This is a genomic window from Blautia coccoides (assembly GCF_034355335.1).
GTDB classification, from domain to species: domain Bacteria; phylum Bacillota; class Clostridia; order Lachnospirales; family Lachnospiraceae; genus Blautia; species Blautia producta.
The window spans coordinates 2,784,913-2,804,225 of sequence record NZ_CP136422.1 but is presented as its reverse complement, the minus strand read 5'-3'; the positions used below and the strand labels follow the sequence as shown (position 1 = coordinate 2,804,225).

Genomic DNA, 19,313 nt, shown 5'->3' with positions numbered 1-19,313 from the left:
TTAGGCCGGTCGGTCAAAAAATTTCTGCTGTCATTTTCCGCATGGATACTGGCTATTTTCTTTTCTGTTTGATACAATACTATTTATAGAAAACACAAAGGAAGGAAATGCTTATGCGCCTGGAAAAAATACAAAATCTTCTGAACGAAAAATCTCTGGAATTTCAATATAACGAAGTAGACGGCTGTGGCAGCCTGGACTTTGATTACAGAGGCGTCCCTTATCACATCTGGGAATACCAGGAAAACGGCTGGGGCGTGGAGACGAATGTAAGACACGGGGGATATAATGAAGATATCACCGGAGATTATGAGGATGTGGTCATTCAGGTTATGAAAGACTGGTAAAAAACATATTTCGAGAGAATCGGGGTGCAGAGAAATTACTATCTTGGTTGTATGACCAGTAATTTTTTCGCACCCCAACTTTAATCATTCATCGATTTCTATCATTCGTTTGTATAAACCGGAAGAACACTCTTCAATCATTTTTGCATTTACACATTTTTCATAAAAAGGAATTGCTGATTTTGTGGGCCACCCGATTATTGCATATGCATATCCTAATTCCTCCATAGAATGAAGTGATTTCAATAATAGTGCCTTTCCAATTCCCTTTCTTCTCTCTTCCTCCAACACTGCCATAGGTCCAAAAAAGTCTTTTGCAGTAACCTCAAAACAGGCAAACCCTATGATTTTTTTCTCCTTTGTTGCAATATAACAGGTAATGGGATGATTAGAAAACGCAATTTCTACCTCATCAGAGTAATCTTCATTTGAACATGTCTGGGCAAATTTAATAATTTTACTTTTATCAGGTGCTAAAGCTCTTTTTATTCTAACTCCATGTTCTAACAGCCTATCCTCCTGCTCAGAAAATGAGTTGATATTGTATAATTTGACAAGCATATCAGCCATATTAATCTCTCCTTATAAACTTATTTTAAGTATAATCCCACATCCAACACTATTTCTAATACTCAGCTTTTAATGGGCGAGTATATTCATCCTGCCAGGGCTTCATCATAGGATTATAATTTATTCAATCTTCCTATAAAATTTCTGTATAAGGGTTTTTGTAGCATATATTACCGCCGCGATCATTCCAAATACAACAATAACATAGAAGATCCCATACTCTCTCTGAATAGATTCCGGTGGTTCCGGTATTTCAATGCTGATTTCCCTGCGCGGCAGATCTCCGTTCCATGGCTCATCAATACAAATCCAAAAGTCCCTGTTTCCGAACAAGTATCCTACATTTCCCCAGCTATGCCCGTCTTCGTCTTTGAAAACCGGTCCATAGTAAACCGTGGTTTCACTGTCTATTTCCATACTATACGGGTTCTCAGAGCCTGGATAGTTCCATTCGTAAACAACATCCCCCGCCTGCATTTCCAATTCACCGTTCTCCTTGGTCAGCCGGCTCTCATACTCCTCTTTAAAGGACGTGCTGTCATATACCGGATACATATACGCCAGCGGAACCCATCCCTTTTTTCCATTGCCGTCAATATATCCCCAATCATTATTCTTCTTATCCGTATAGATATATGTAACATTGTAACAGTCACCATTTTTCAATACAGACGGCTTTTTAAAGGAGATGGGGCTGGTGTAGAGACTTGTCCTGCCTTCTCGTCCATTGACAATATAGCTGCGGTTTCTATAGACACACTGTTCGGAATGGATGTGCCAGAAAAAATCACTAGGCTCATAAATAATATCTCCGCGTACAATTTCTGCCTGAAAAATTAAACAGAGCAGTATTGCCAGGAGCATATATTTTCCTTTTTTCATCTGAATCTCCTTTTTAGCAGTCTGGTGATCACTTCTTTTTTCCGTATGTCCCCCAGATCAAACATCCGGTAACCATCATGACCACTGCCACAAGTCCGGCCACAAGCCAGACAGAAACTGTGATCCCTCCGCCTACCCGGTCAATAGATTCCGGCGGTTCCGGCATCTCATTGTCAACCTCCCGAACAGGAAGATTTGAATTGGACGGATCATCCATACATATCCAAAATGTATGCCATCCTTGATAATAATAATTTACATAAGCCCATTTAAGCCCTTCCTCATCTATAAAAACACGGTCATAATTGAGGGAATGTCCTTCCGTTTTCACATTATTCAAATTATAAGGATCACCGGAACCGGGATATGCAAAGTAATAGATCTTCTCTCCGCTGTCAATATCAATACTGCCTTCCTCTTTTTTTATCTGTGATTTATATTCCTCCAGAAAGGAATCTCCTCCATAATGAGAAAACATATACACCATGGGAACCCAGCCCTCTTTATTCTCCGAATCCTCAACAAGTCCCCACTTATTCCCCTTTTCGTCTGTATATACATAAGAAATATAGTGTTCCTCATTATTTTTCATGACTGCCATCACTTTGTCAGACAACGGACTTTTATAAAGTTCTGTTTTCCCTCCATAGCCATTTACAGTATAAGTGTGGTTCACATATTCACATTTATTTGCATGAAGCTTGTAAAAGGCATTCTGCGGTTCAAAGATCAAATCTGCTGAAACATCCGTAACATGAATTCCCAAACAGACAACCAGAATCAAAAATACCCTAACTCCCTTTTTCATATGTATCCCTCCCCTTTCAAATACACTTTCAAATACAAAATCCCAGAAGAAATGAGAATCCGTTTGCCGCCAGTGAAAACCACATTGGATGTCTGCCCTCCTGCAGATACGCTTTGTAAATCAGTCCTTCTGTTATAACCACTGCTGTCTCCACCGCAAGATAGAAAAGGAATCTTCCTCCATACGGCATATACATCCTCCAAATCCATGCAAGGAAAACAGCGGCCGGATTTGTCAGTATATTGACCAGACAGACCAGCAGAAAATCCTTACCGCGCCTTATCCCATAAAACCACGCGGCTGCTTCCTCGATAACAAGTGTAAGCCCCAGCGAAATACCAAACATTTTAATCAGATACAGTACCATCTGCCGCTCCTTTCCCCGAGTCAAGCCCCTTCCGTTTCCGTCTTGTCACAACAACAAGCAGGAAAAGAGAGATTAAGCTTCCCAGACTTCCGATCACCCGATAATCCAATGGCGGCATACAAGGAAAATAAACCGGTAAAAATCCCAAAAACAAGGCAAATGTCAGCATCCCAAAGGCCAGCCCCGGCTGTTCCCGCATCGCATTCCACATGAGATACAGCGTCAGAGGCATAGTCATGTTAAAAAATAAAAGGGCTAATACCCCTGCTCCCCAAAATCTGCCAAATCCATACATCAAAGCCGCTAAAGCAAGAGAACCCACCACTGCCCTGTATATCCCGATCCGGTCAGCCAGAAATCCTCCCGCTGCCTTACCGCCTGCGACAGCCGCGGCACATACCGCTCCCATAAGAACTGTATTCTTCCAGGGAAACGCAGCCGACATCCCCACATAAGACCTCAGAACCACTACCAGAAAACAGCAGATAACTACCATACTTCTTTCCGGCACTGCCTTGTGCTTACCAAATCTGCCCCATGAGCTTCCAAAACCTTTCCCTCGTCCCAGCCACAGGAGCATTCCCCCAAAACACAGCAACAAAAATGTCCCCGTAAAGGCGATCCATGTCTTATATGCAAACCGGCTCCACATATTTCCCAAAAACAGCCCCAAGGCTCCGGGTGCCACAAAAATGCCCAGGCGTGTGCACACACTGCGCTCTCCTTCACTGGTCCATATCGTCCCTACACCGCCCCCTACATGAAACAGTGCATTTCCAATGCCCAGAACGATCACATGTGTAAATCCCTCCGCCAAAGTAAACACAACTCCCAAAACAGCAAACACAGCAGAGCATCTATACTTTTCCACTGTATTCTTCCCTCTGCAGATTCCATCAAGCACCACCCCCAACGGCATCTGCAGAGCAAAAGCACAGAAATTATATAAAAGTATATACCAGTACCAGGCATCCCTCCCCTTAAATACCCCATACATGGCAAACGCGCAGGCAGCATCCACAAGAAAATGCATACACGAAAAAACCCCTAAAACAGCCCTGTCCCTTCTCATTGATGCCTCTCAGATCTCTCCCAGCATCTGCGCCGGGTTATCCGCTGCCTTGACCTTGCCGAAGGCCTTTTCTATGATTCCATCCTCGTTGATCAGGTAGGTGGTCCGCACCACTCCCATAACCTTTTTCCCATACATATTTTTTTCTTTCCATACATCATATTCCCGGATCACCTTAAGCTCCGTATCGGAAAGCAAAGGAAAGGGCAGATGATATTTCTCAGCAAATTTTTTATGGGAAGCTGCCGTATCTTTACTGACACCAAGCACCACAGCTCCTTTCTCCGTAAACTGCGGATACAGCTCTCCAAAATTACAGGCCTGCTTTGTACACCCTGCCGTATTATCCTTACTATAAAAGTACAACACGACTTTCTTCCCCCTAAAATCACTCAGAGCCACTTCCTTCCCATCCTGATCCAACAGTCTGAATTCCGGTGCCTTTATTCCAATTTCCAACATATCTAATCCTCCATTTCATATTTTATTTTTTTTAACTTGATCCTGTCTACCAACATTATAACTTCACTTCCTGCCTAACGCAACAAACTGCGCCTTCATATCCTCACTTTTAAATAAGTGGGTATTCAAACCTCTTCTGTTGCACAGAAATTTTTCCATTTTCTTTTGTAAGTATTTTCTAAAAATATTCTTGACATTCCTTTCTCTCCATGATATGATACAAAAAGTGATTAATTTGAATTTAGAGCCGACCAGACAATGATTCCATTTAATTCATTGTTGAGTTGGCTTTTTTCTATTTTATTACGACCAAATATTATATATGGAGGTACTGATTATGAATAACGGTACAGTGAAATGGTTTAACGCTCAGAAGGGATACGGATTTATTACTGATTCCAATACAGGAGAGGATGTATTCGTACATTTTTCCGCTATTGTTTCCAATGGATTCAAAAGCCTTGACGAAGGACAGAGAGTAACATTTGATACAGAGCAGGATCCGAAAGACAGCAGAAAACTGAAAGCAGTTAATGTTTGTGCAGCATAATTCCTGACTGCCAAAAAGAGGCCGCGCATTTCTATGCGCAGCCTCTTTTTTCGTCTTTTTATAGCTTTTCAATTTCTAACAGTTACGGGCAAAAGCAGGAAGCAGCCCGGATATCCTGCCCTCTGCTGCGAATGCGTTTATCCATATACCTTTCCATACCGGAAATACATTTTTTTATACCACGGCAGGTTTTTATAGACATAAGAACATGCTTTCTTATAGACACGGCGCGTTTCCCTTCCCTGCATTTTAGAAAGCTCTTCATTTCCAAAGCTCTCCTGAAGGGCTGCTCTCTGTATCTGTACGGCTTCCGCCCTGCTGATAGAGGGAACTGCATGGGACAGCTTTTCTGAAAAATCCGCTTCCATTGCGTCACAGTCCTTCATCTTCCCTGCCATCCCAAGAACTTCCAGCATTCTGACCATGATCTGACCAGCGCCGTATTTTTCCTGCCTGCGCAGAATGGCATACCGCCGAAGGCAAATCATCCCCCATATAAAAACAATCCCTGCTGCCGCAGCAAATATTGGTGCCATCCTGACAAAAAAGGAACGAATACTCCCCAGTAGTTTATTTCTACGGTTCTGATCTAAACCGCTGTCTTTCTGCTCCTTCTGTGTGCTGTTCTCATCCTCCTGACCGTTTTCTGTTCCATCAGCAGTCTCTTCCTTCCCCGGTTCCGTCCGGCCTTCTTCCTCATCCGGAACAGCCTGATCATTCTGTTCTGCTCCATTCTCTCGGCTGGTCTCATATTCCGTTCCGGCAGCTTCGGCTGCAGTCTCTGCATTTGGCATGTATTCTCCGTTTTCCAAGCCGTTCCCTGCCTGCTGTGCCCCCGCTGCCGGGGTTGTCTCCACTGGGATCCATCCTTCACCGTCTAAATAAATCTCAGCCCACGCATGAGCCTGCACATCTGTGATAACCGCCTTATATCTGCCGTCCTCCTGCTCCTCAAATAAATCCGGCGCTGCCCTAAATCCCACGGCATAGCGGGATGGGATCCCGTAGATCCGGTACATAAGTGCCGCCGCAGTGGCAAAATGCTGACAGTATCCTTTTCCCTGCTCACATATAAAATATTCTGCCGGGTCCCTTCCAATGGGCGCCACGCCGGGATTCAAGGAGTAGGCTGCATTTGACTGGAGCCAGGCCTGTATGAATCCGGTAACCTCTTCTGTTCCTGAATTATCATAAGACCTGCAGATGCTCACAAGCTGTGGTACCTGTTCCTCAGGAACTGCAAGACAGGACTGCTCCACAAAGGTTTTGTAGGCACGCTCCTCCTCCTCAAATCTGAGTCTTATATCTGCGTCCGCCATAGCCAGCACCGTTTTAAAGTCCTCTTCTGTGTACATGGTTCCCCTGTGCACCTTATCATCCCCATACTCTTCTCCATAAATATAGGGCAGCGATACTGTCCTGTTCTCCAGAGCCAGAGACCGCAATTCCACATTCTTTTCACCCGGCACATTTTCATAGCCATCTGTACCTCCCAAACCGGAGAGAATATAACGGATCATATAAAACTGCCTGTTTTCAAAATATTTTCTGGCGTCCGCGCCCTCCTGAGCCGCGTACTCTCCGTCCAAGCTTTCATAAAAAGCCTCACGGTCGGCTGCCTTCCAGGCACCGCTTTCATACACATCACCCACAAAGCTTTTAAGGTACAGATCCTCCTTGGGTTTTTCCGGGAGAATGACTTCCATCTGCTCTCTGCCGCTTGGATAAAGTCCGCCCCGGTTTACCTGGCCCTTGACGGATTCCGGAAGCCACAGACCTGCCGCCATGCGCCAGGCACGTTCACCGGTCTTTAAGGGGACCTCATACAGGGTATCCATATGCTTTGAAACTCCTCTTCCCGCAATACCCACAGCAGCTAAAAAGAAGACCACAAGCACAAGAACTGCCCTTCCCGCATTTTTATAAATGCCTTCCCTTGGCTGTCCTGATTTCCGGCGGGTCTTGGACGCAACACCGGCCATACGGTTTCCCAAATGAAAAACAGCCGGAAAACAGAGGGTCCATATATCCAAATCTGCCTGCGCCATCATTGCGGCAAACACAAGGGGAAAGGTAATAAAGTAAAAAATCCATCCCTGTTTTGCCAGATTCGCTGTCAGGTAAATAAAAAGCAGACCCAAAATCATGCAGATACACAACAGACCTGTCACTTTAATAACAGAAATCGCTCTCATATTCCACATTCCGGCCGCATACAGCATTTTCATATTGGTAAGATACATACTCCGCTTTGCCCAAAACATGCCTCCGGCGGCGGCAATGCCCACAAATATCACAAAGACCGGTTTACACTTCACAATATCCTGAAGAAGCCAAAGCCCCGCACAGGCTCCAGCCAGGACAAAGGCCACCGGCCACAAACTGTAATTCAGCCTGAAGATCAATGAACACAGCCGCAGATATCCCCAAAGCCCGCAAAAATAACAGACGAAAAAGAGCAGGCCGCTGACCGGTCCACTGGTTTTTCCCGCTTTTTTTCCTTTGTCAGCTGAGTAAAAATCTCTCTTTCTTGATCTCTTCCACATAATCCTCCTCTGAAAACTGAAACAGCAGTTTATTGTATAAATGTAATCTGAGGGACGTGTCCATGGAAAGAACCATTTCCCCTTCCTCCTGCCTTTGGTACATCTCTTTTAAATACAATTCATCCGGATATCCCTTTTCCTCAAAAAGCGCGTCCCTGCGTATCATTTCACACAGATTGTTCATAATATCTTCATGGCACGCAATGGAATACACCTGTATCAGCCCGGTCTGCCTGTCCCAGTATCCTACCGAATGGCTGACTTTTTCCTTCAGAAGGCCTGCGCTCACCCCATAACAAAGCTCCCAGAATGCGTCCATCTGCCCGGTGCTTAAAGGCTTGTCCTCCCTGATATCCCAGAATACGAATACCGGAGCCTGAACCTCTGCACAATACTGCTTGCTGAGCAGTTCACCGCTTCTGGCAGTCAGTTTCCAATGAATATCCCTGAGTCCGTCACCGGGGCGGTAAGCCTGGACCTGATAGATTTCAGGCGGTTGTGCTCCGGGCCTGCTGTTTCCGTTTTCTGATTCCATACCAAAAAGCAGGCTTTCCATAGAAAACTGCATCTCATAACCCTTTGGAAGCACCACTGCCCGAAAGGAAGCCGCTGTCTTTTTCTGTCCGCAAAAGAGACACAGAGGGTCCCAAACTTTCGCCTTCTTTCCGCTGATTTCCAAGATCCCGCAGTGCTTTGGAGAGACTTCCACTCCTATCCTCGCAGTGCCTTTTCCCGGAACATACCCCTGTATCTTTTTCGTTTCGGCATTGGATGTCCCCTGATTCCATATCTTAAGACGTACTTCAAACTTCATGACAGGTATCCGGGAATGATTGACCGCTGCCAGTGTCACTGTCATCGTACTCTCCTTTGACACAGTATTCCTTTCCGGCTCCAGCCCGATTTCCAGTCTGCGTACCAGATACTTAGATAAAATTCCCAAAATTGCCATAAAAACCAGAGATGCCGAGAGAAATATCATAACAGAGGAAGAACGGTAAAGCCCCGCCAGATAAAAAAACAAAATCAGTACCAGCGTTACCAGTAATTTTCTCATCTGTCATCTCCCCTTAAAGAATGGTCTCTCCTCATGTTCCAGAATACCGGCAAGCACATTCTCTTTTTCCACACCGTCCATCCGCGCTCTGGTACTCAGCCTTACCCTGTGATTGACCACAGGAATAAACTGGGCAGACACATCTGCAGGGGATACGAAGTCATTCCCGGCTATCCAGGCTGTGACCTTAGCCATGCGCACCAGTGATATGGTTCCTCTCGGACTGGCGCCGGCTTCAAAATGAGGATTTCTCCTGGTTGCAGTGATTAGCTTCACAATATAGTGATAGACAGAGTCATGGACAAATATCTGTTCCACCTCTTGTCTGATATTCTGAAGCACCTGTGCATTCAGCATAGGCATCAGATGGTCAGTCCTTCGTTCAATTCCGGTTCCTTTTGCCATCTCCACCTCACTGGCAAAATCGGGATACCCCATAGTAGTGCATATCATAAAACGATCCATCTGCGCAGGGGGCAGCATCTGCGTGCCTGCCGTCCCTGTGGGATTCTGAGTGGCTATGACAAAAAACGGGGCAGGTACTTTCCTGGTCACTCCCTCCACCGTCACCTGCTCTTCCTCCATGACTTCCAAAAGGGCAGACTGGGTCTTCGGCGACGTACGGTTTATCTCATCTGCAAGAAGAAGATTACAGAACACGGCACCCGGCTGATAGACGAATCTCTGCAGGTCTTTTCTGTATATGGAAAATCCGGTCAGATCCGATGGCAGCACATCGGGCGTAAATTGTACTCTTTTCCAGTCCAGTCCCAAAAGCTTTGACAATGCCAGTGCCAGGGTTGTCTTCCCTGAACCCGGCAGATCCTCCAACAGCACATGGCCTCCCGCCAGAAGAGCTGCCAGCACCTCTGCCGTCAATGTCTCTTTTCCCAGGATTACCTGATTGATCTGTGTGAGCACCTCCCACACAGCTTCTCTATTTGATTTCATAAGTTCATATCCCCCTATTCCTTTATCTCCTAATCCTCTATCTCTTATTCCTCTATTTCCTATTCCTCTATCTCCTATTCCCTGTCCTGCTCCTCCCCATACAGTCCCAGTTTGTCCAGCCATTCTTTCACCTGATCCTCTGACTGGTCCGCTTTGGAACCATAAACAGCCAGCCCCTCTGCTGCCTCTGCCTCCGGACATATTTTTTTCAGATCCTCCACACTGCTGCCCAGCCCGCTGCCTCCGTGGGTACAGAAGGGCGCAATAACTTTACCTTTAAAATCATATTCCTCCAGAAAGGTATTTACAGCCATGGGCATGCTGCCCCACCATATGGGATACCCCAGCAACACCACATCATACTCTTCCATATGTACCACATGGGAAGCAAGTGCCGGACGTGCGTTCTCCTCCATCTCTCTGGCCGTCTCTTCCAGACAGGTGTCATAATCTTCCGAATAAGATTTTTCAGTTTCTATCCGGAACAGATCCCCGCCCGAATACCGGGCAGCCGTCTCTGCCAGCATTCTTGTGTTGCCGCCGTAGGAGAAAAAAGCCACCAGGACTTTTCCTGTCCCCTCTTCCGCCTGCCGCCCGGCTGCGCCTTCTGCTTTTTCCCTGCCGCAGGAGGACAGGGACAGTGAAACAGCCAGTAAGCATAAGACTGCGGTTATAATTTTTTTCACACTTTTTCCATCCTTTCTGCGTATATTTATGCGAATATTTATACATATGTCTATTCTATCATAAATCATGGGCTTAACTCCAGTGCAAGCCCATGATTCACTGCTTTTTTTCAGTTTCCCAATAGATTTTCTTCTGTTTATCACTCAGGGATTCGATAAACCGCTTTTTATAGAGCAAAAATTCCTCCAGATCCATCATAATGTGATATAAGACAGCCCTTCCCTCAAATTCCTCTCTAGTCACGGGCAGGGGTGCCTCGTGGAACGCATTTTCTACCTGGCGTAGCCGTTCTATCTGTTTTTTCGGAATATTTTTCTCCTCCACATATTTTTTCATGTAAGTAATGTACTCTGCAATGGTCTCTGCCTGGCTGGGCATAGTACGGATCTTCTGTATTTCCCAGTGAAGGCTCTGCAGCATACTGCACTGCCTGGTCCGCATCTCAATATAATGATTGTAATACTCCGTGTGCGGAAGAAATGTATTTCTGTCATACTCATAAGCCCGCTCCATAGAATGAGAGAGATGTTCCTCCAGATGGGCGATCTCCTCCCATACATCCGCCTCGTTTTCCCTCTGCATAAGATAGTCTGCCAACATTTCAAGAATATCCTGGAGTCTGGCCTCTACATACCGCATATCCTGCAAAATCTGCTTTTTTCTGCTCTGGTTGCGCTGAAACAGATTCAGCAGGACAGCCACTGTTATACCGATAAAAACAAGACAGAATTCATTCCATATGGTAGCTGCCCCGAAGTCATGCGTGGTCCAGAAATGTGTTCCGATAACTGCATTGACAGACATGGTATTCTGCCATCCCACAAACAAGCTGATCCCCACCAACAAAAATACAAACACCCCATATGTGATCCACTCCCTGCTCATATGACTGAAGATCATCCAGGCCAGGATCACGGTGGCAAAAAAGGAAATAAGCCTCACAGCAGAAAGCCTGAGGGTATCCCATCTTGTATTGATCAAAGTCAGCAGAGCAATAATACCCGCTGAACTTGCAAAATCCAGGTGAAACTGCTCTGCCGCAAGTATGGCAGTGCAGCTTCCTATGGCTGTTTTCAGGGCAACTGCCAAATATTTTCCGGCTTTCATTTTCAGCATCTCAAAACCTCCAAAGTCCTGTTATCAGACAAAGCATGCCGGACCTGCTCCAAATGCTCAAAGAAACGGCTTTAAATCTCTCATAAAATTTTCTTCTGATCTGACAAGGCGTTTTGCAAGCGCCGTGCTGTCTGTGGAAGCATGAGAGTATTGGTTCAAGGCCTTACTGATTCCCTGTATTCCCATACTGCAGCCCTCTGTCAAAAGTTTTGCGATCTGTCCTCTGTCATCTTTTATCATGAGTTTCACCTCAGTCGTCACCCGTGAAAATGCAGAGGCCATAGGACTCGGTGCTTTTTCCTCCTCCCCTGACTGTTCCAGCAGCCGGGAAGTCTCCAGTTCCAGATCCTGATGTTTGCGGATATATTCATCAGTCAGATCTCTGAGTTTTTCATCTTTGATATACTCTCTGATCTGCTTCATGCTGTTAATACCCATTTTGCAGCCTGAGTTACATTCCTCTAAAAGCTTCTTAGTATGTGTTTCCACGTTCCATGCCCTTCTTTCTTTTTTCCTTTTAGTATGGGCATTTGCAGACATATTATGCGGTATCTTCCTTCTGAACCTGTATAAAAAGTTAATGTTATTGTTCACAGCAAATGATATTAGTCCACAATATGCTGAAGCGTGTCTGAAAGCGTGGTTTTTTGAACAGTAACAAATGAAAACTTCTGTCATATTACGCGCTTTTTTTCTGTACCAGAAACTAATTTTATATGTTATACTTTTGATATGATGTGTGAAAAAACATCGGAATAAGAGGTTAGGGAAATATGGAAGATAAATACGCACTGCTGATCGACGCTGACAACGTCTCAGCCAAATACATCAAGCCAATTCTGGATGAACTCTCCAAATACGGAAATGTTACATACAAGAGAATATACGGTGACTGGACCAGCACTTATAATTCCAGTTGGAAGGAAGTTCTGCTGGAAAATTCCATCACACCGATTCAGCAGTTCAGCTATACACACGGAAAAAACGCAACGGACTCCGCAATGATCATTGACGCTATGGACATGCTGTATACCAGTGAATTAGAAGGATTCTGCCTGGTTTCCAGTGACAGTGATTTCACAAAACTGGCAAGCCGTTTGAGGGAAAGCGGCAAAAATGTCATCGGCATGGGGGAGGACAAGACACCTTCCTCTTTCAGAAAAGCCTGTGATATTTTTACGGTACTGGAGCTTCTGCTTGAAGACAATGCCATAGAAAAAGAGGAAAAGCCCACGATCCATGCCATGGAAAAAGGCACGAAGCAGGACAATGCCGACGTGGTTTCCAAGACACAGATCGAGGAGGCTGTTGTCAAGATCATCACAGAGAATCAGAATAACGATAAAATCACAGGCCTGGGTGAAGTCGGAAGCCGCCTGGTCAAGTTATATCCTGACTTTGATGTGAGGCGGTACGGATACAGCCTCCTGTCAAAATTTTTGGAATCCTTCCCCAAATTAAAACTGCAGCAGGAAGGGACTCAGGTATCCGTCACCCTCTATGAGGACAAAAGCAAAAAAGAAATGCTGGAGGAATATGTGATACAGCTTGTAAGAAATGCAGGCCGCCAGGGTGTTCCTCTGGGTACACTCAGCAATAAGATCCGGAACCGTTTTGGCGATTTTAAAGTGCGGGATTACGGTTTTTCCCAGTTCAAGCAGTATATACAGAGTTTTCCGGAAATCCGTATCCGAGAGGAAGGAGAACAGAACTGGGCGGTTTATGATGTATAAATACCCGTTACTTCACATAAATATTTATGCGGATGCATTGAACATGATTTTCAATGCACCCGCATTTTTAAAACGCGTCACCGCTTATGAGATTAAAATCCGTTTTTAGATATTCCTGCAGTATATCCAGGCTTTTTTCTCCGAATCTGTCCGCGAATTTCTCATCAACTCTTTTTAAAATAATTTCCCCATCTGAAAAAACAGTGCGCACATACTCACTGAAGGTTTTGTAATAATGACCGCAGTGATAATCCCAGCCCTTTTTCGCTTCTTTTGAGACCGGCACACTGTTGTCAAGCCCGGCATTCCTGAATACAAGACGACAACAGGGTGCATTGTGAAGCACGCTTTTCTGTTCAAAGACCAGGTCCGGATTAAATCCTCTGACAATGCCCTTGTCTATTTCTCTGCAGTATACAAGACCGCATTCAGCAAGTCCCATTTCTTGAAAGGTATCATGCCATACACAGCTGTAAACCCGTGTCTCTGCATCAGGATACTCCCCGGCCATCTCCATTTTACCCGGCAGGGTGGCATATATCTCCCCATATGCCATGTATGTATTATAATCCAATGGCTTTTTGTCACGCATGGCTCTCAAAGCCATACGGTGTCCCCGCTGCTCCGCTGTTTTCTGGACAGCCTTCCTAAAACATTCCACTCCGGCCGGGCCTTCTGCTTCCTTCATCTCCTGGTAAAATGATCCAATCAAAAATGCATGTACCTTCTCATTAAAAACAAAGTCTTCCGTCATATTATAATTCTCCCCTATCACTAAAATGTTCAAATGAGGCCAGCTCTTTGATGGTTATTCGGGTTTGCTCATGTCTGTCCGGTGATGAAGGCATCTCGTCACTATAACCCACTGCAAGTATATTGACAGGCTCCAGATTCTCTGGAATACAGAATTCTTCCCGCAATACATCAGGTTTGAAATAACAGATCCAGACACTGCCAAGTCCCAGGTTCGCGGCCTGCAGCATCATATGGTCCGTGAGGATGGAGGCATCAATGTCACAGGTCTGCTTTTTGTCAAAGGGACGTACCCATGCTTTGCTGTGGTCCGCACATACCACTATGGCAAGCGGCGCATGGTAAATATTTGCCGCTTTTGCCAATTTTTTAAGTCCTTCCTCCTGCCGGATCACCAACAGCCGAACAGGCTGCAGATTTGCGGCTGTAGGCGCCGCATGGGCGGCTTCCAGTATTTTTTCTACTTTTTCCTGCTCCACCTTCTTTCCATTGTAAGAGCGGACAGAGTATCTCCTTTTTACCAGTTCCGAGAATTCCATATTATCCATTCCTTTCTTCTTGCATTTTCCTTTGGCTATATTATAATCTTACCACTAATTCTAATTTTGGCAATAACGATAACCCTTCAGGCAGGCTGGACAGCCGTACCTTTTCTATTTCTGCCAGGGAAAATTTTTGAATGAAAGGAAGATCACCGGCTCATCCCCAAAGCCGCAACCAAGATACAAATTCAAAACAGCTCATCCCAAAAATCAAGCTGGAATTCTCTCATCTTTTCCCGCAGCAAAGACATCTCCTTGTCATTCAGCACTACGGTTTCCCGCAGTTCCTTCTCTGTGCATGACAGGATATCCGTGACATACTCAATCCTGTGACTCTTCAGTTTATCTGTCAGTTTTCTGCCAAGTCCCATCTCTTCCACATGGTTTGGCATTCTGTTTTTAATTTCTTTACTTTTTCTGAGGAACTTTTTTCGACCTGTTTCAATCATACCCTGCTCCCTCCGGCTTTCTGTCCTTCCTGCGGCTGTTTTCTAACTACATAATAAGAATTATGTGGTAATAAAAGATCATCTTCTAAAGGAATCTTATGAGAGGTACAGCAGAATATGCCGTCTTTTCTTTTGAGCCTGCTTTTATCTGCCTGCAGGCTTCTTTTTGATATGTATAAGAATTGGAAATCTCAGATAATTTCATTACCCCGCTGTCCTTAAAAGACAAACCGAGCATATTTTGTTGACATTTTTTGCCATATGTATTAAAATTTCTATTAACCAGATGCATTAACGTTCAGATTAACTACATAATTCTTATTATGTAGTGTTAATGTCTCGTTTTTTATGGAACGATCAAATCCAGTTGTTCTATCATTCCCTGAAATTTCTTCAGCGTATCTGCTGTGTAGATCCTTGTCACCTCAAGACTGCTGTGTCCCAGAACGTCTGCCAGTGCAGCAAGATTATTTGTTGTCTTATAAAAAGAACGGGCAAAAAGATGGCGCAGATTATGCGGGAAGACTTTTTTCGGTTTAATTCCTGCCTGCTCTGCCAATAGTTTCATTTCTGTCCATATATTGCTTCTGTCTTTGGGTTTCCCATTTCTGGTGACAAAAATAGGACCTGATTTGATTCCCTGCTTTCCGGCATAACATAAAAGTTTTTTCCGCAGGCTCTCCGGAATCAGGACAATACGTGTTTTCCCTTTATTGGACACTTCCAGACGACCTCCCTGAAGGTTCTTTACTGTCAGATACTTCAGTTCGCTTACCCTGACACCGGTAGCACAGATTGACTCCAGTATCAGGGCAAGCTGGCTTTTCTCCTTTCTCCTTGCTGTCTCTACCAGTTTTTGGTACTCCCTCTTTGTCATTTCTTTTTCCGAATCCAAAAACATACGCTTCTGTACTTTATAACTTTTCACTTTCAATTCTGGAAAACACATATAATCTAAAAAACAGTTGACTGCCGCCAGCATGGAGTTGGCGCTGCTCACTGCATACTGCTGTCTCAGCCATTCTTTGTACTCCAAAAGACGGATTCTGTGTACTTGCCTGTCATTCCCCAGATATCCCAAAAATGTTCTTAAATCTGTGGAATATTTCCTGATGGTTGCCTCTGTCTTCTCCTGTCTGTATAAGTGACAGGAAAATTCTTCGATCAATTCTGTCTTCATGGTAAAGGTAATTTCTTTCTGCATTGGCAGGCCTCCTGTGTATGACGTTATTCCACTATTATAGCTTTTGGGGAGAATAACGCAATCGCTGTAAAGGAATTACCAGCATTTACCAAATAAGTGTTTTGCTGCCGGACTGCAGACTGCTTTTTATTTTTCTACCCGGACTGCAGGCCTATTTCCCCTCACTCATTTTCCTCATCCATTCTCGCATAGACTTCCGGTATTGAAGAGGTGACATCCCCATAATAGACCGAAACTGTCTCAAGAATGTGTTTTCACTTTCATAACCACATTTGACAGAAATCTCAGCCACACTGTCTGTACCGGTTTCCAATAGAGAGGCTGCACGGCAGATCCTTACCATGTTGATGTATTTGTTCAGGTTATGTCCGCAGCAGCGCTTGAATTCCTTGCTGATGGTGGACGGATGGAGATAAAAGCGCCGGCTCAAAGTCTCCAGTGTAAGCCTTTCCTGGAAATGAAGGTCAATATGATCCTTTATTTCCCTCATGGCTGTATCGGCGGCAGATATCTCCCCCGCTTCTCTTTCCATACGAAGAACTCTGAACAGAAGCACTGCTGTCTGGGTCAGGACACCCCTCTGCATCTGTGCCCGGTAATCCTTTTCTCCCTGCTGTTCCTCTGCCAGATCCTGAAGCAGACCTATCAGTTTAGCAAAAATCTTCGGATCTATATGCTTATAAGATTCGACGAAACGTTCTGCAGGCGGCGTGGAAAATACCTTCTGCAAGTCTTTATCCGGTATCATCCCTCTTAGATATGCAGGTTTTATCGTAAGCCCATATCTCTGATACGGTGGATCCGTGATCACGCTTCTGTGGAATTCCATAGCCCCAATGACAAGAATATCATATGGCTCCACATGATATTTCTTTCCCGCTATGTAATAATCCGCCTCCCCTGATTCCACAAAAAGAATTTCGCTTGTGTTGTGGATATGAGACATTGTGAGCCTGTCATAACCACATGTTCTCGAGATATTATAACAGTCCTCACAGATAGCCCGAAAATGTTCCGTCTCCTCATAATCATTTACCTTGATCTGCATCGCTGCACCTCCGGCTGTTTTTATTATTTACTATTTGTAACAGTTCACCGCTCACCGCTTTTATAGCTGTCGCTGCTTTTATAGCTGTCGCTGCTTTTATAGCTGCCGCTGCTTTTACGCTTCAGTATATCTCTTTTTTGATTTTTTGAAAATATCTGACAAAAAAATGGTGATTTTTCACCAAATAATAATCACTATTGATTCACCAAAAATGTTATATATTATAATGTAATATTTACTGCTGCACAGACTGCGAAACACACTCTTAAGTGTGCTTTTAGCAGCAGCTTAAAAAATGCACCTGTCAAACATTAAAAATCATAGCATCACCTAACAGTCCGGCAGGGCATTAAAAATACGGAGGTCATCATGAAAGAAATCACAATTCGGGATATTAAAACCTTTATCACAGCGCCGCAGAATATCAATCTGGTAGTTGTCAAAGTGGAAACCTCAGAACCGGAATTATACGGTATCGGCTGTGCCACATTCACCTGGAGATGTAAAACAGTTGTCACTGCTGTGGAAGAATATTTAAAACCCATGCTGCTTGGCAAGTCGGTCCACAATATTGAAGACATCTGGCAGTCCATGATGGGCAGTTCCTACTGGCGCGGCGGTCCGGTACTCAACAATGCACTCTCCGGTGTTGACGAGGCACTCTGGGACATAAAAGGCAAGCTTGCCAACATGCCCCTCTACAGTCTGTTCGGCGGCAAGTGCCGGGAGGGAATCGCTGTATACCGCCATGCGGACGGAACCACCATGGAACAGGTGGAGGATAAGATCCATGAATATATGGAACAGGGCTACCGTTACATCCGATGCCATCTGGGTCTGTACGGAGGCAATGCAGGCGGCAGTATGCAGACCATAACCCGGCCTGAAAATGCCCCGTCAGGTGCTTATTACCATCCAAAACTTTATATGCAGAGCGTTGTAAAAATGTTTGAACAGATCAGAAAAGACTTCGGATGGGACCTGGAAATCATGCATGATGTACATGAAAGGCTGCCTCTGGCAGATACTCTATGCCTTGCCAAAGATCTGGAACCCTACAAATTATTTTTCCTGGAGGACGCGCTTCCGCCCGAACAGGCCGATTATTTTAAGATCATACGGGAACAGACCACTATCCCTCTGGCAATGGGAGAGCTTTTCACCAATCCTGTGGAGTGGAAGACTCTTGTACAAAACCAGTGGATCGACTTTATACGTGTTCATGTCAGTGATATCGGAGGTCTTACTCCGGCCAAAAAGCTGGCGCATTTCTGCGAAGCCTATGGTGTGCGCACTGCCTGGCACGGGCCTAACGACCTGTCACCTGTGGGAATGACTGCACAGATGCATCTGGATCTGGCATGTACAAACTTCGGCATCCAGGAGTTCAGTGGTTTTAACGAGGCTGAAAAAGCAATTTTCCCCGGATGTCCGGAAGTCATAAACGGGTATGCCTGCTTAAGTGACCGTCCCGGGATCGGAATTGATTTTGATGAGAAGGAAGCGGCTAAATTCCCTTATACAGACATGGACTTTGGCTGGCTTTTCTCACGCCTGCCGGACGGTACTGCTGTCCGCCCGTAAAGTATATCTCAAAAGCAGTTATGGGTATCACAAAGTCCGGTACTTTATGATACCCATAAGGCAGTGGCTCAGTAACTTAATAGTTACCTTTAATCTTTATTTCTTATCGTATGGTTTCACCTCTACAGACTTTTTATCAAAGTCAATAAAAAGCTGATACGCATATCCGTCTTCACTTGTATCCCAGATCTCCACATATCTCGGTGACACTTCTATAAGGATTTCTGTATCCTCGTGGCTGTATTTGTTGTAGCTCTCCCACAGATATTTTTTGTATCCCTCTTCAAATCTTCTTCCTGGTTCTTCCACAACAAGTCCTTTGTTCAAGGCTGTTCCCTCTACCTGGACGCCGCTCCAGCACAGAGCTACATTGGGATTTTCCAGAAGCTGTTTCGTCTTTCTGAAATTCTTATCTGTTTTAAAATAGATCTTATCATCGTAAAAAAGGCAGCTCACATTCCTCACCATAACATAGTCGTCGAGGCTGGACGCCAGTGCCATGATCTTACTGTTTCCCAGCATTTCAAACATACGTCCTACAGCGTCCTCATAGCTGATAGATTTGTCCATTGTAAATTTCATTTT

At 44.8% G+C, this 19,313-nt stretch carries 22 protein-coding genes; 4 read left to right on the top strand and 18 right to left on the bottom strand.

All coding sequences use genetic code 11. The features are described from left to right. Nucleotides 1-113: 113 nt before the first annotated feature. Nucleotides 114-347 (top strand): hypothetical protein, encoded by a 234-nt coding sequence (locus BLCOC_RS12410; protein WP_018594423.1) that lies wholly within the window; start codon nt 114-116, stop codon nt 345-347. A gap of 84 nt (nt 348-431) precedes the next feature. Here BLCOC_RS12410 and BLCOC_RS12405 read toward each other — a convergent pair whose 3' ends face one another. The 6 genes from BLCOC_RS12405 to bcp form a co-directional block, all read right to left on the bottom strand. Continuing rightward, nucleotides 432-917 carry a GNAT family N-acetyltransferase gene (locus tag BLCOC_RS12405; RefSeq protein WP_115622353.1) on the bottom strand — a complete coding sequence of 162 codons (486 nt, stop codon included), beginning with the start codon at nt 915-917 and terminating at the stop codon, nt 432-434. A 120-nt stretch (nt 918-1,037) separates the two neighbouring features. Next, a complete protein-coding gene (locus BLCOC_RS12400) occupies nt 1,038-1,799 on the bottom strand; it encodes a hypothetical protein (RefSeq protein ID WP_115622352.1) in 762 nt (253 codons plus the stop codon). 28 nt (nt 1,800-1,827) lie between these two features. Further along, nucleotides 1,828-2,607: a hypothetical protein gene (locus BLCOC_RS12395; protein WP_115622351.1), complete on the bottom strand. Its 780-nt coding sequence runs from the start codon at nt 2,605-2,607 to the stop codon at nt 1,828-1,830. Nucleotides 2,608-2,635: 28 nt separating this feature from the next. Beyond that, complete coding sequence (locus BLCOC_RS12390; protein WP_115622350.1) at nt 2,636-2,974, bottom strand: hypothetical protein; 339 nt, start codon at nt 2,972-2,974, stop codon at nt 2,636-2,638. Continuing rightward, nucleotides 2,955-4,046 carry a hypothetical protein gene (locus tag BLCOC_RS12385; RefSeq protein WP_115622349.1) on the bottom strand — a complete coding sequence of 364 codons (1,092 nt, stop codon included), beginning with the start codon at nt 4,044-4,046 and terminating at the stop codon, nt 2,955-2,957. The genes BLCOC_RS12390 and BLCOC_RS12385 overlap by 20 nt, the downstream gene beginning before the upstream one ends. A gap of 9 nt (nt 4,047-4,055) precedes the next feature. Beyond that, a complete protein-coding gene (bcp, locus tag BLCOC_RS12380; protein ID WP_018594430.1) occupies nt 4,056-4,508 on the bottom strand; it encodes a thioredoxin-dependent thiol peroxidase in 453 nt (150 codons plus the stop codon). A gap of 337 nt (nt 4,509-4,845) precedes the next feature. On the opposite strand from bcp, the gene BLCOC_RS12375 reads away from it, so the two are divergent. Continuing rightward, on the top strand, nt 4,846-5,058 hold the full coding sequence (locus BLCOC_RS12375; RefSeq protein ID WP_018594431.1) for a cold-shock protein: 213 nt from the start codon (nt 4,846-4,848) through the stop codon (nt 5,056-5,058). Nucleotides 5,059-5,195: 137 nt separating this feature from the next. On the opposite strand, the gene BLCOC_RS12370 is transcribed toward BLCOC_RS12375, so the two are convergent. The 6 genes from BLCOC_RS12370 to BLCOC_RS12345 all read right to left on the bottom strand — a co-directional run bounded on the left by BLCOC_RS12370 (nt 5,196) and on the right by BLCOC_RS12345 (nt 11,904). Next, nucleotides 5,196-7,604, bottom strand: coding sequence for a transglutaminase-like domain-containing protein (locus BLCOC_RS12370; RefSeq protein ID WP_115622348.1), 2,409 nt, complete (start codon nt 7,602-7,604; stop codon nt 5,196-5,198). Continuing rightward, nucleotides 7,564-8,661: a DUF58 domain-containing protein gene (locus BLCOC_RS12365; RefSeq protein WP_115622347.1), complete on the bottom strand. Its 1,098-nt coding sequence runs from the start codon at nt 8,659-8,661 to the stop codon at nt 7,564-7,566. The genes BLCOC_RS12370 and BLCOC_RS12365 overlap by 41 nt, the downstream gene beginning before the upstream one ends. Nucleotides 8,662-8,664: 3 nt before the next feature. Further along, a complete protein-coding gene (locus tag BLCOC_RS12360; protein ID WP_018594434.1) occupies nt 8,665-9,612 on the bottom strand; it encodes an AAA family ATPase in 948 nt (315 codons plus the stop codon). Between the two features lie 74 nt (nt 9,613-9,686). Next, a complete protein-coding gene (locus BLCOC_RS12355) occupies nt 9,687-10,298 on the bottom strand; it encodes a flavodoxin (protein ID WP_242998941.1) in 612 nt (203 codons plus the stop codon). A 97-nt stretch (nt 10,299-10,395) separates the two neighbouring features. Continuing rightward, nucleotides 10,396-11,415 carry an aromatic acid exporter family protein gene (locus tag BLCOC_RS12350; RefSeq protein WP_029469351.1) on the bottom strand — a complete coding sequence of 340 codons (1,020 nt, stop codon included), beginning with the start codon at nt 11,413-11,415 and terminating at the stop codon, nt 10,396-10,398. 57 nt (nt 11,416-11,472) lie between these two features. Continuing rightward, entirely contained in the window at nt 11,473-11,904 is a 432-nt protein-coding gene (locus tag BLCOC_RS12345) for a hypothetical protein (RefSeq protein WP_165392493.1), read from the bottom strand. 284 nt (nt 11,905-12,188) lie between these two features. On the opposite strand from BLCOC_RS12345, the gene BLCOC_RS12340 reads away from it, so the two are divergent. Further along, nucleotides 12,189-13,148, top strand: a complete 960-nt coding sequence (locus BLCOC_RS12340) for an NYN domain-containing protein (RefSeq protein WP_029469353.1) — start codon at nt 12,189-12,191, stop codon at nt 13,146-13,148. A gap of 67 nt (nt 13,149-13,215) precedes the next feature. Here the strand turns inward: BLCOC_RS12340 and BLCOC_RS12335 are convergent, their stop codons facing one another. From BLCOC_RS12335 to BLCOC_RS12315, 5 genes are all read right to left on the bottom strand, one after another. After that, a complete protein-coding gene (locus tag BLCOC_RS12335) occupies nt 13,216-13,902 on the bottom strand; it encodes an L-2-amino-thiazoline-4-carboxylic acid hydrolase (protein WP_115622344.1) in 687 nt (228 codons plus the stop codon). A gap of 1 nt (nt 13,903) precedes the next feature. Next, a complete protein-coding gene (locus tag BLCOC_RS12330; protein ID WP_115625388.1) occupies nt 13,904-14,440 on the bottom strand; it encodes a nitroreductase family protein in 537 nt (178 codons plus the stop codon). A 191-nt stretch (nt 14,441-14,631) separates the two neighbouring features. Then, nucleotides 14,632-14,892: a hypothetical protein gene (locus tag BLCOC_RS12325; RefSeq protein ID WP_029469356.1), complete on the bottom strand. Its 261-nt coding sequence runs from the start codon at nt 14,890-14,892 to the stop codon at nt 14,632-14,634. A 346-nt stretch (nt 14,893-15,238) separates the two neighbouring features. Then, nucleotides 15,239-16,096 (bottom strand): tyrosine-type recombinase/integrase, encoded by an 858-nt coding sequence (locus BLCOC_RS12320; protein ID WP_029469357.1) that lies wholly within the window; start codon nt 16,094-16,096, stop codon nt 15,239-15,241. A gap of 151 nt (nt 16,097-16,247) precedes the next feature. Then, on the bottom strand, nt 16,248-17,144 hold the full coding sequence (locus BLCOC_RS12315; RefSeq protein WP_115622343.1) for an AraC family transcriptional regulator: 897 nt from the start codon (nt 17,142-17,144) through the stop codon (nt 16,248-16,250). A gap of 369 nt (nt 17,145-17,513) precedes the next feature. Here BLCOC_RS12315 and BLCOC_RS12310 point away from each other — a divergent pair, with 369 nt between their 5' ends. Then, a complete protein-coding gene (locus BLCOC_RS12310; RefSeq protein WP_115622342.1) occupies nt 17,514-18,728 on the top strand; it encodes an enolase C-terminal domain-like protein in 1,215 nt (404 codons plus the stop codon). A gap of 96 nt (nt 18,729-18,824) precedes the next feature. On the opposite strand, the gene BLCOC_RS12305 is transcribed toward BLCOC_RS12310, so the two are convergent. Continuing rightward, nucleotides 18,825-19,310 (bottom strand): pyridoxamine 5'-phosphate oxidase family protein, encoded by a 486-nt coding sequence (locus BLCOC_RS12305; protein WP_029469360.1) that lies wholly within the window; start codon nt 19,308-19,310, stop codon nt 18,825-18,827. Nucleotides 19,311-19,313: the final 3 nt, after the last annotated feature.

Excerpts from the sequence above, each read along its gene's own strand:
- BLCOC_RS12410 (WP_018594423.1), top strand. The coding sequence starts at position 114 with ATGCGCCTGGAAAAAATACAAAATCTTCTGAACGAAAAATCTCTGGAA.
- BLCOC_RS12405 (WP_115622353.1), bottom strand. The coding sequence starts at position 917 with ATGGCTGATATGCTTGTCAAATTATACAATATCAACTCATTTTCTGAG.
- BLCOC_RS12400 (WP_115622352.1), bottom strand. The coding sequence starts at position 1,799 with ATGAAAAAAGGAAAATATATGCTCCTGGCAATACTGCTCTGTTTAATT.
- BLCOC_RS12395 (WP_115622351.1), bottom strand. The coding sequence starts at position 2,607 with ATGAAAAAGGGAGTTAGGGTATTTTTGATTCTGGTTGTCTGTTTGGGA.
- BLCOC_RS12390 (WP_115622350.1), bottom strand. The coding sequence starts at position 2,974 with ATGGTACTGTATCTGATTAAAATGTTTGGTATTTCGCTGGGGCTTACA.
- BLCOC_RS12385 (WP_115622349.1), bottom strand. The coding sequence starts at position 4,046 with ATGAGAAGGGACAGGGCTGTTTTAGGGGTTTTTTCGTGTATGCATTTT.
- bcp (WP_018594430.1), bottom strand. The coding sequence starts at position 4,508 with ATGTTGGAAATTGGAATAAAGGCACCGGAATTCAGACTGTTGGATCAG.
- BLCOC_RS12375 (WP_018594431.1), top strand. The coding sequence starts at position 4,846 with ATGAATAACGGTACAGTGAAATGGTTTAACGCTCAGAAGGGATACGGA.
- BLCOC_RS12370 (WP_115622348.1), bottom strand. The coding sequence starts at position 7,604 with ATGTGGAAGAGATCAAGAAAGAGAGATTTTTACTCAGCTGACAAAGGA.
- BLCOC_RS12365 (WP_115622347.1), bottom strand. The coding sequence starts at position 8,661 with ATGAGAAAATTACTGGTAACGCTGGTACTGATTTTGTTTTTTTATCTG.
- BLCOC_RS12360 (WP_018594434.1), bottom strand. The coding sequence starts at position 9,612 with ATGAAATCAAATAGAGAAGCTGTGTGGGAGGTGCTCACACAGATCAAT.
- BLCOC_RS12350 (WP_029469351.1), bottom strand. The coding sequence starts at position 11,415 with ATGCTGAAAATGAAAGCCGGAAAATATTTGGCAGTTGCCCTGAAAACA.
- BLCOC_RS12340 (WP_029469353.1), top strand. The coding sequence starts at position 12,189 with ATGGAAGATAAATACGCACTGCTGATCGACGCTGACAACGTCTCAGCC.
- BLCOC_RS12335 (WP_115622344.1), bottom strand. The coding sequence starts at position 13,902 with ATGACGGAAGACTTTGTTTTTAATGAGAAGGTACATGCATTTTTGATT.
- BLCOC_RS12330 (WP_115625388.1), bottom strand. The coding sequence starts at position 14,440 with ATGGAATTCTCGGAACTGGTAAAAAGGAGATACTCTGTCCGCTCTTAC.
- BLCOC_RS12325 (WP_029469356.1), bottom strand. The coding sequence starts at position 14,892 with ATGATTGAAACAGGTCGAAAAAAGTTCCTCAGAAAAAGTAAAGAAATT.
- BLCOC_RS12320 (WP_029469357.1), bottom strand. The coding sequence starts at position 16,096 with ATGCAGAAAGAAATTACCTTTACCATGAAGACAGAATTGATCGAAGAA.
- BLCOC_RS12315 (WP_115622343.1), bottom strand. The coding sequence starts at position 17,144 with ATGCAGATCAAGGTAAATGATTATGAGGAGACGGAACATTTTCGGGCT.
- BLCOC_RS12310 (WP_115622342.1), top strand. The coding sequence starts at position 17,514 with ATGAAAGAAATCACAATTCGGGATATTAAAACCTTTATCACAGCGCCG.
- BLCOC_RS12305 (WP_029469360.1), bottom strand. The coding sequence starts at position 19,310 with ATGAAATTTACAATGGACAAATCTATCAGCTATGAGGACGCTGTAGGA.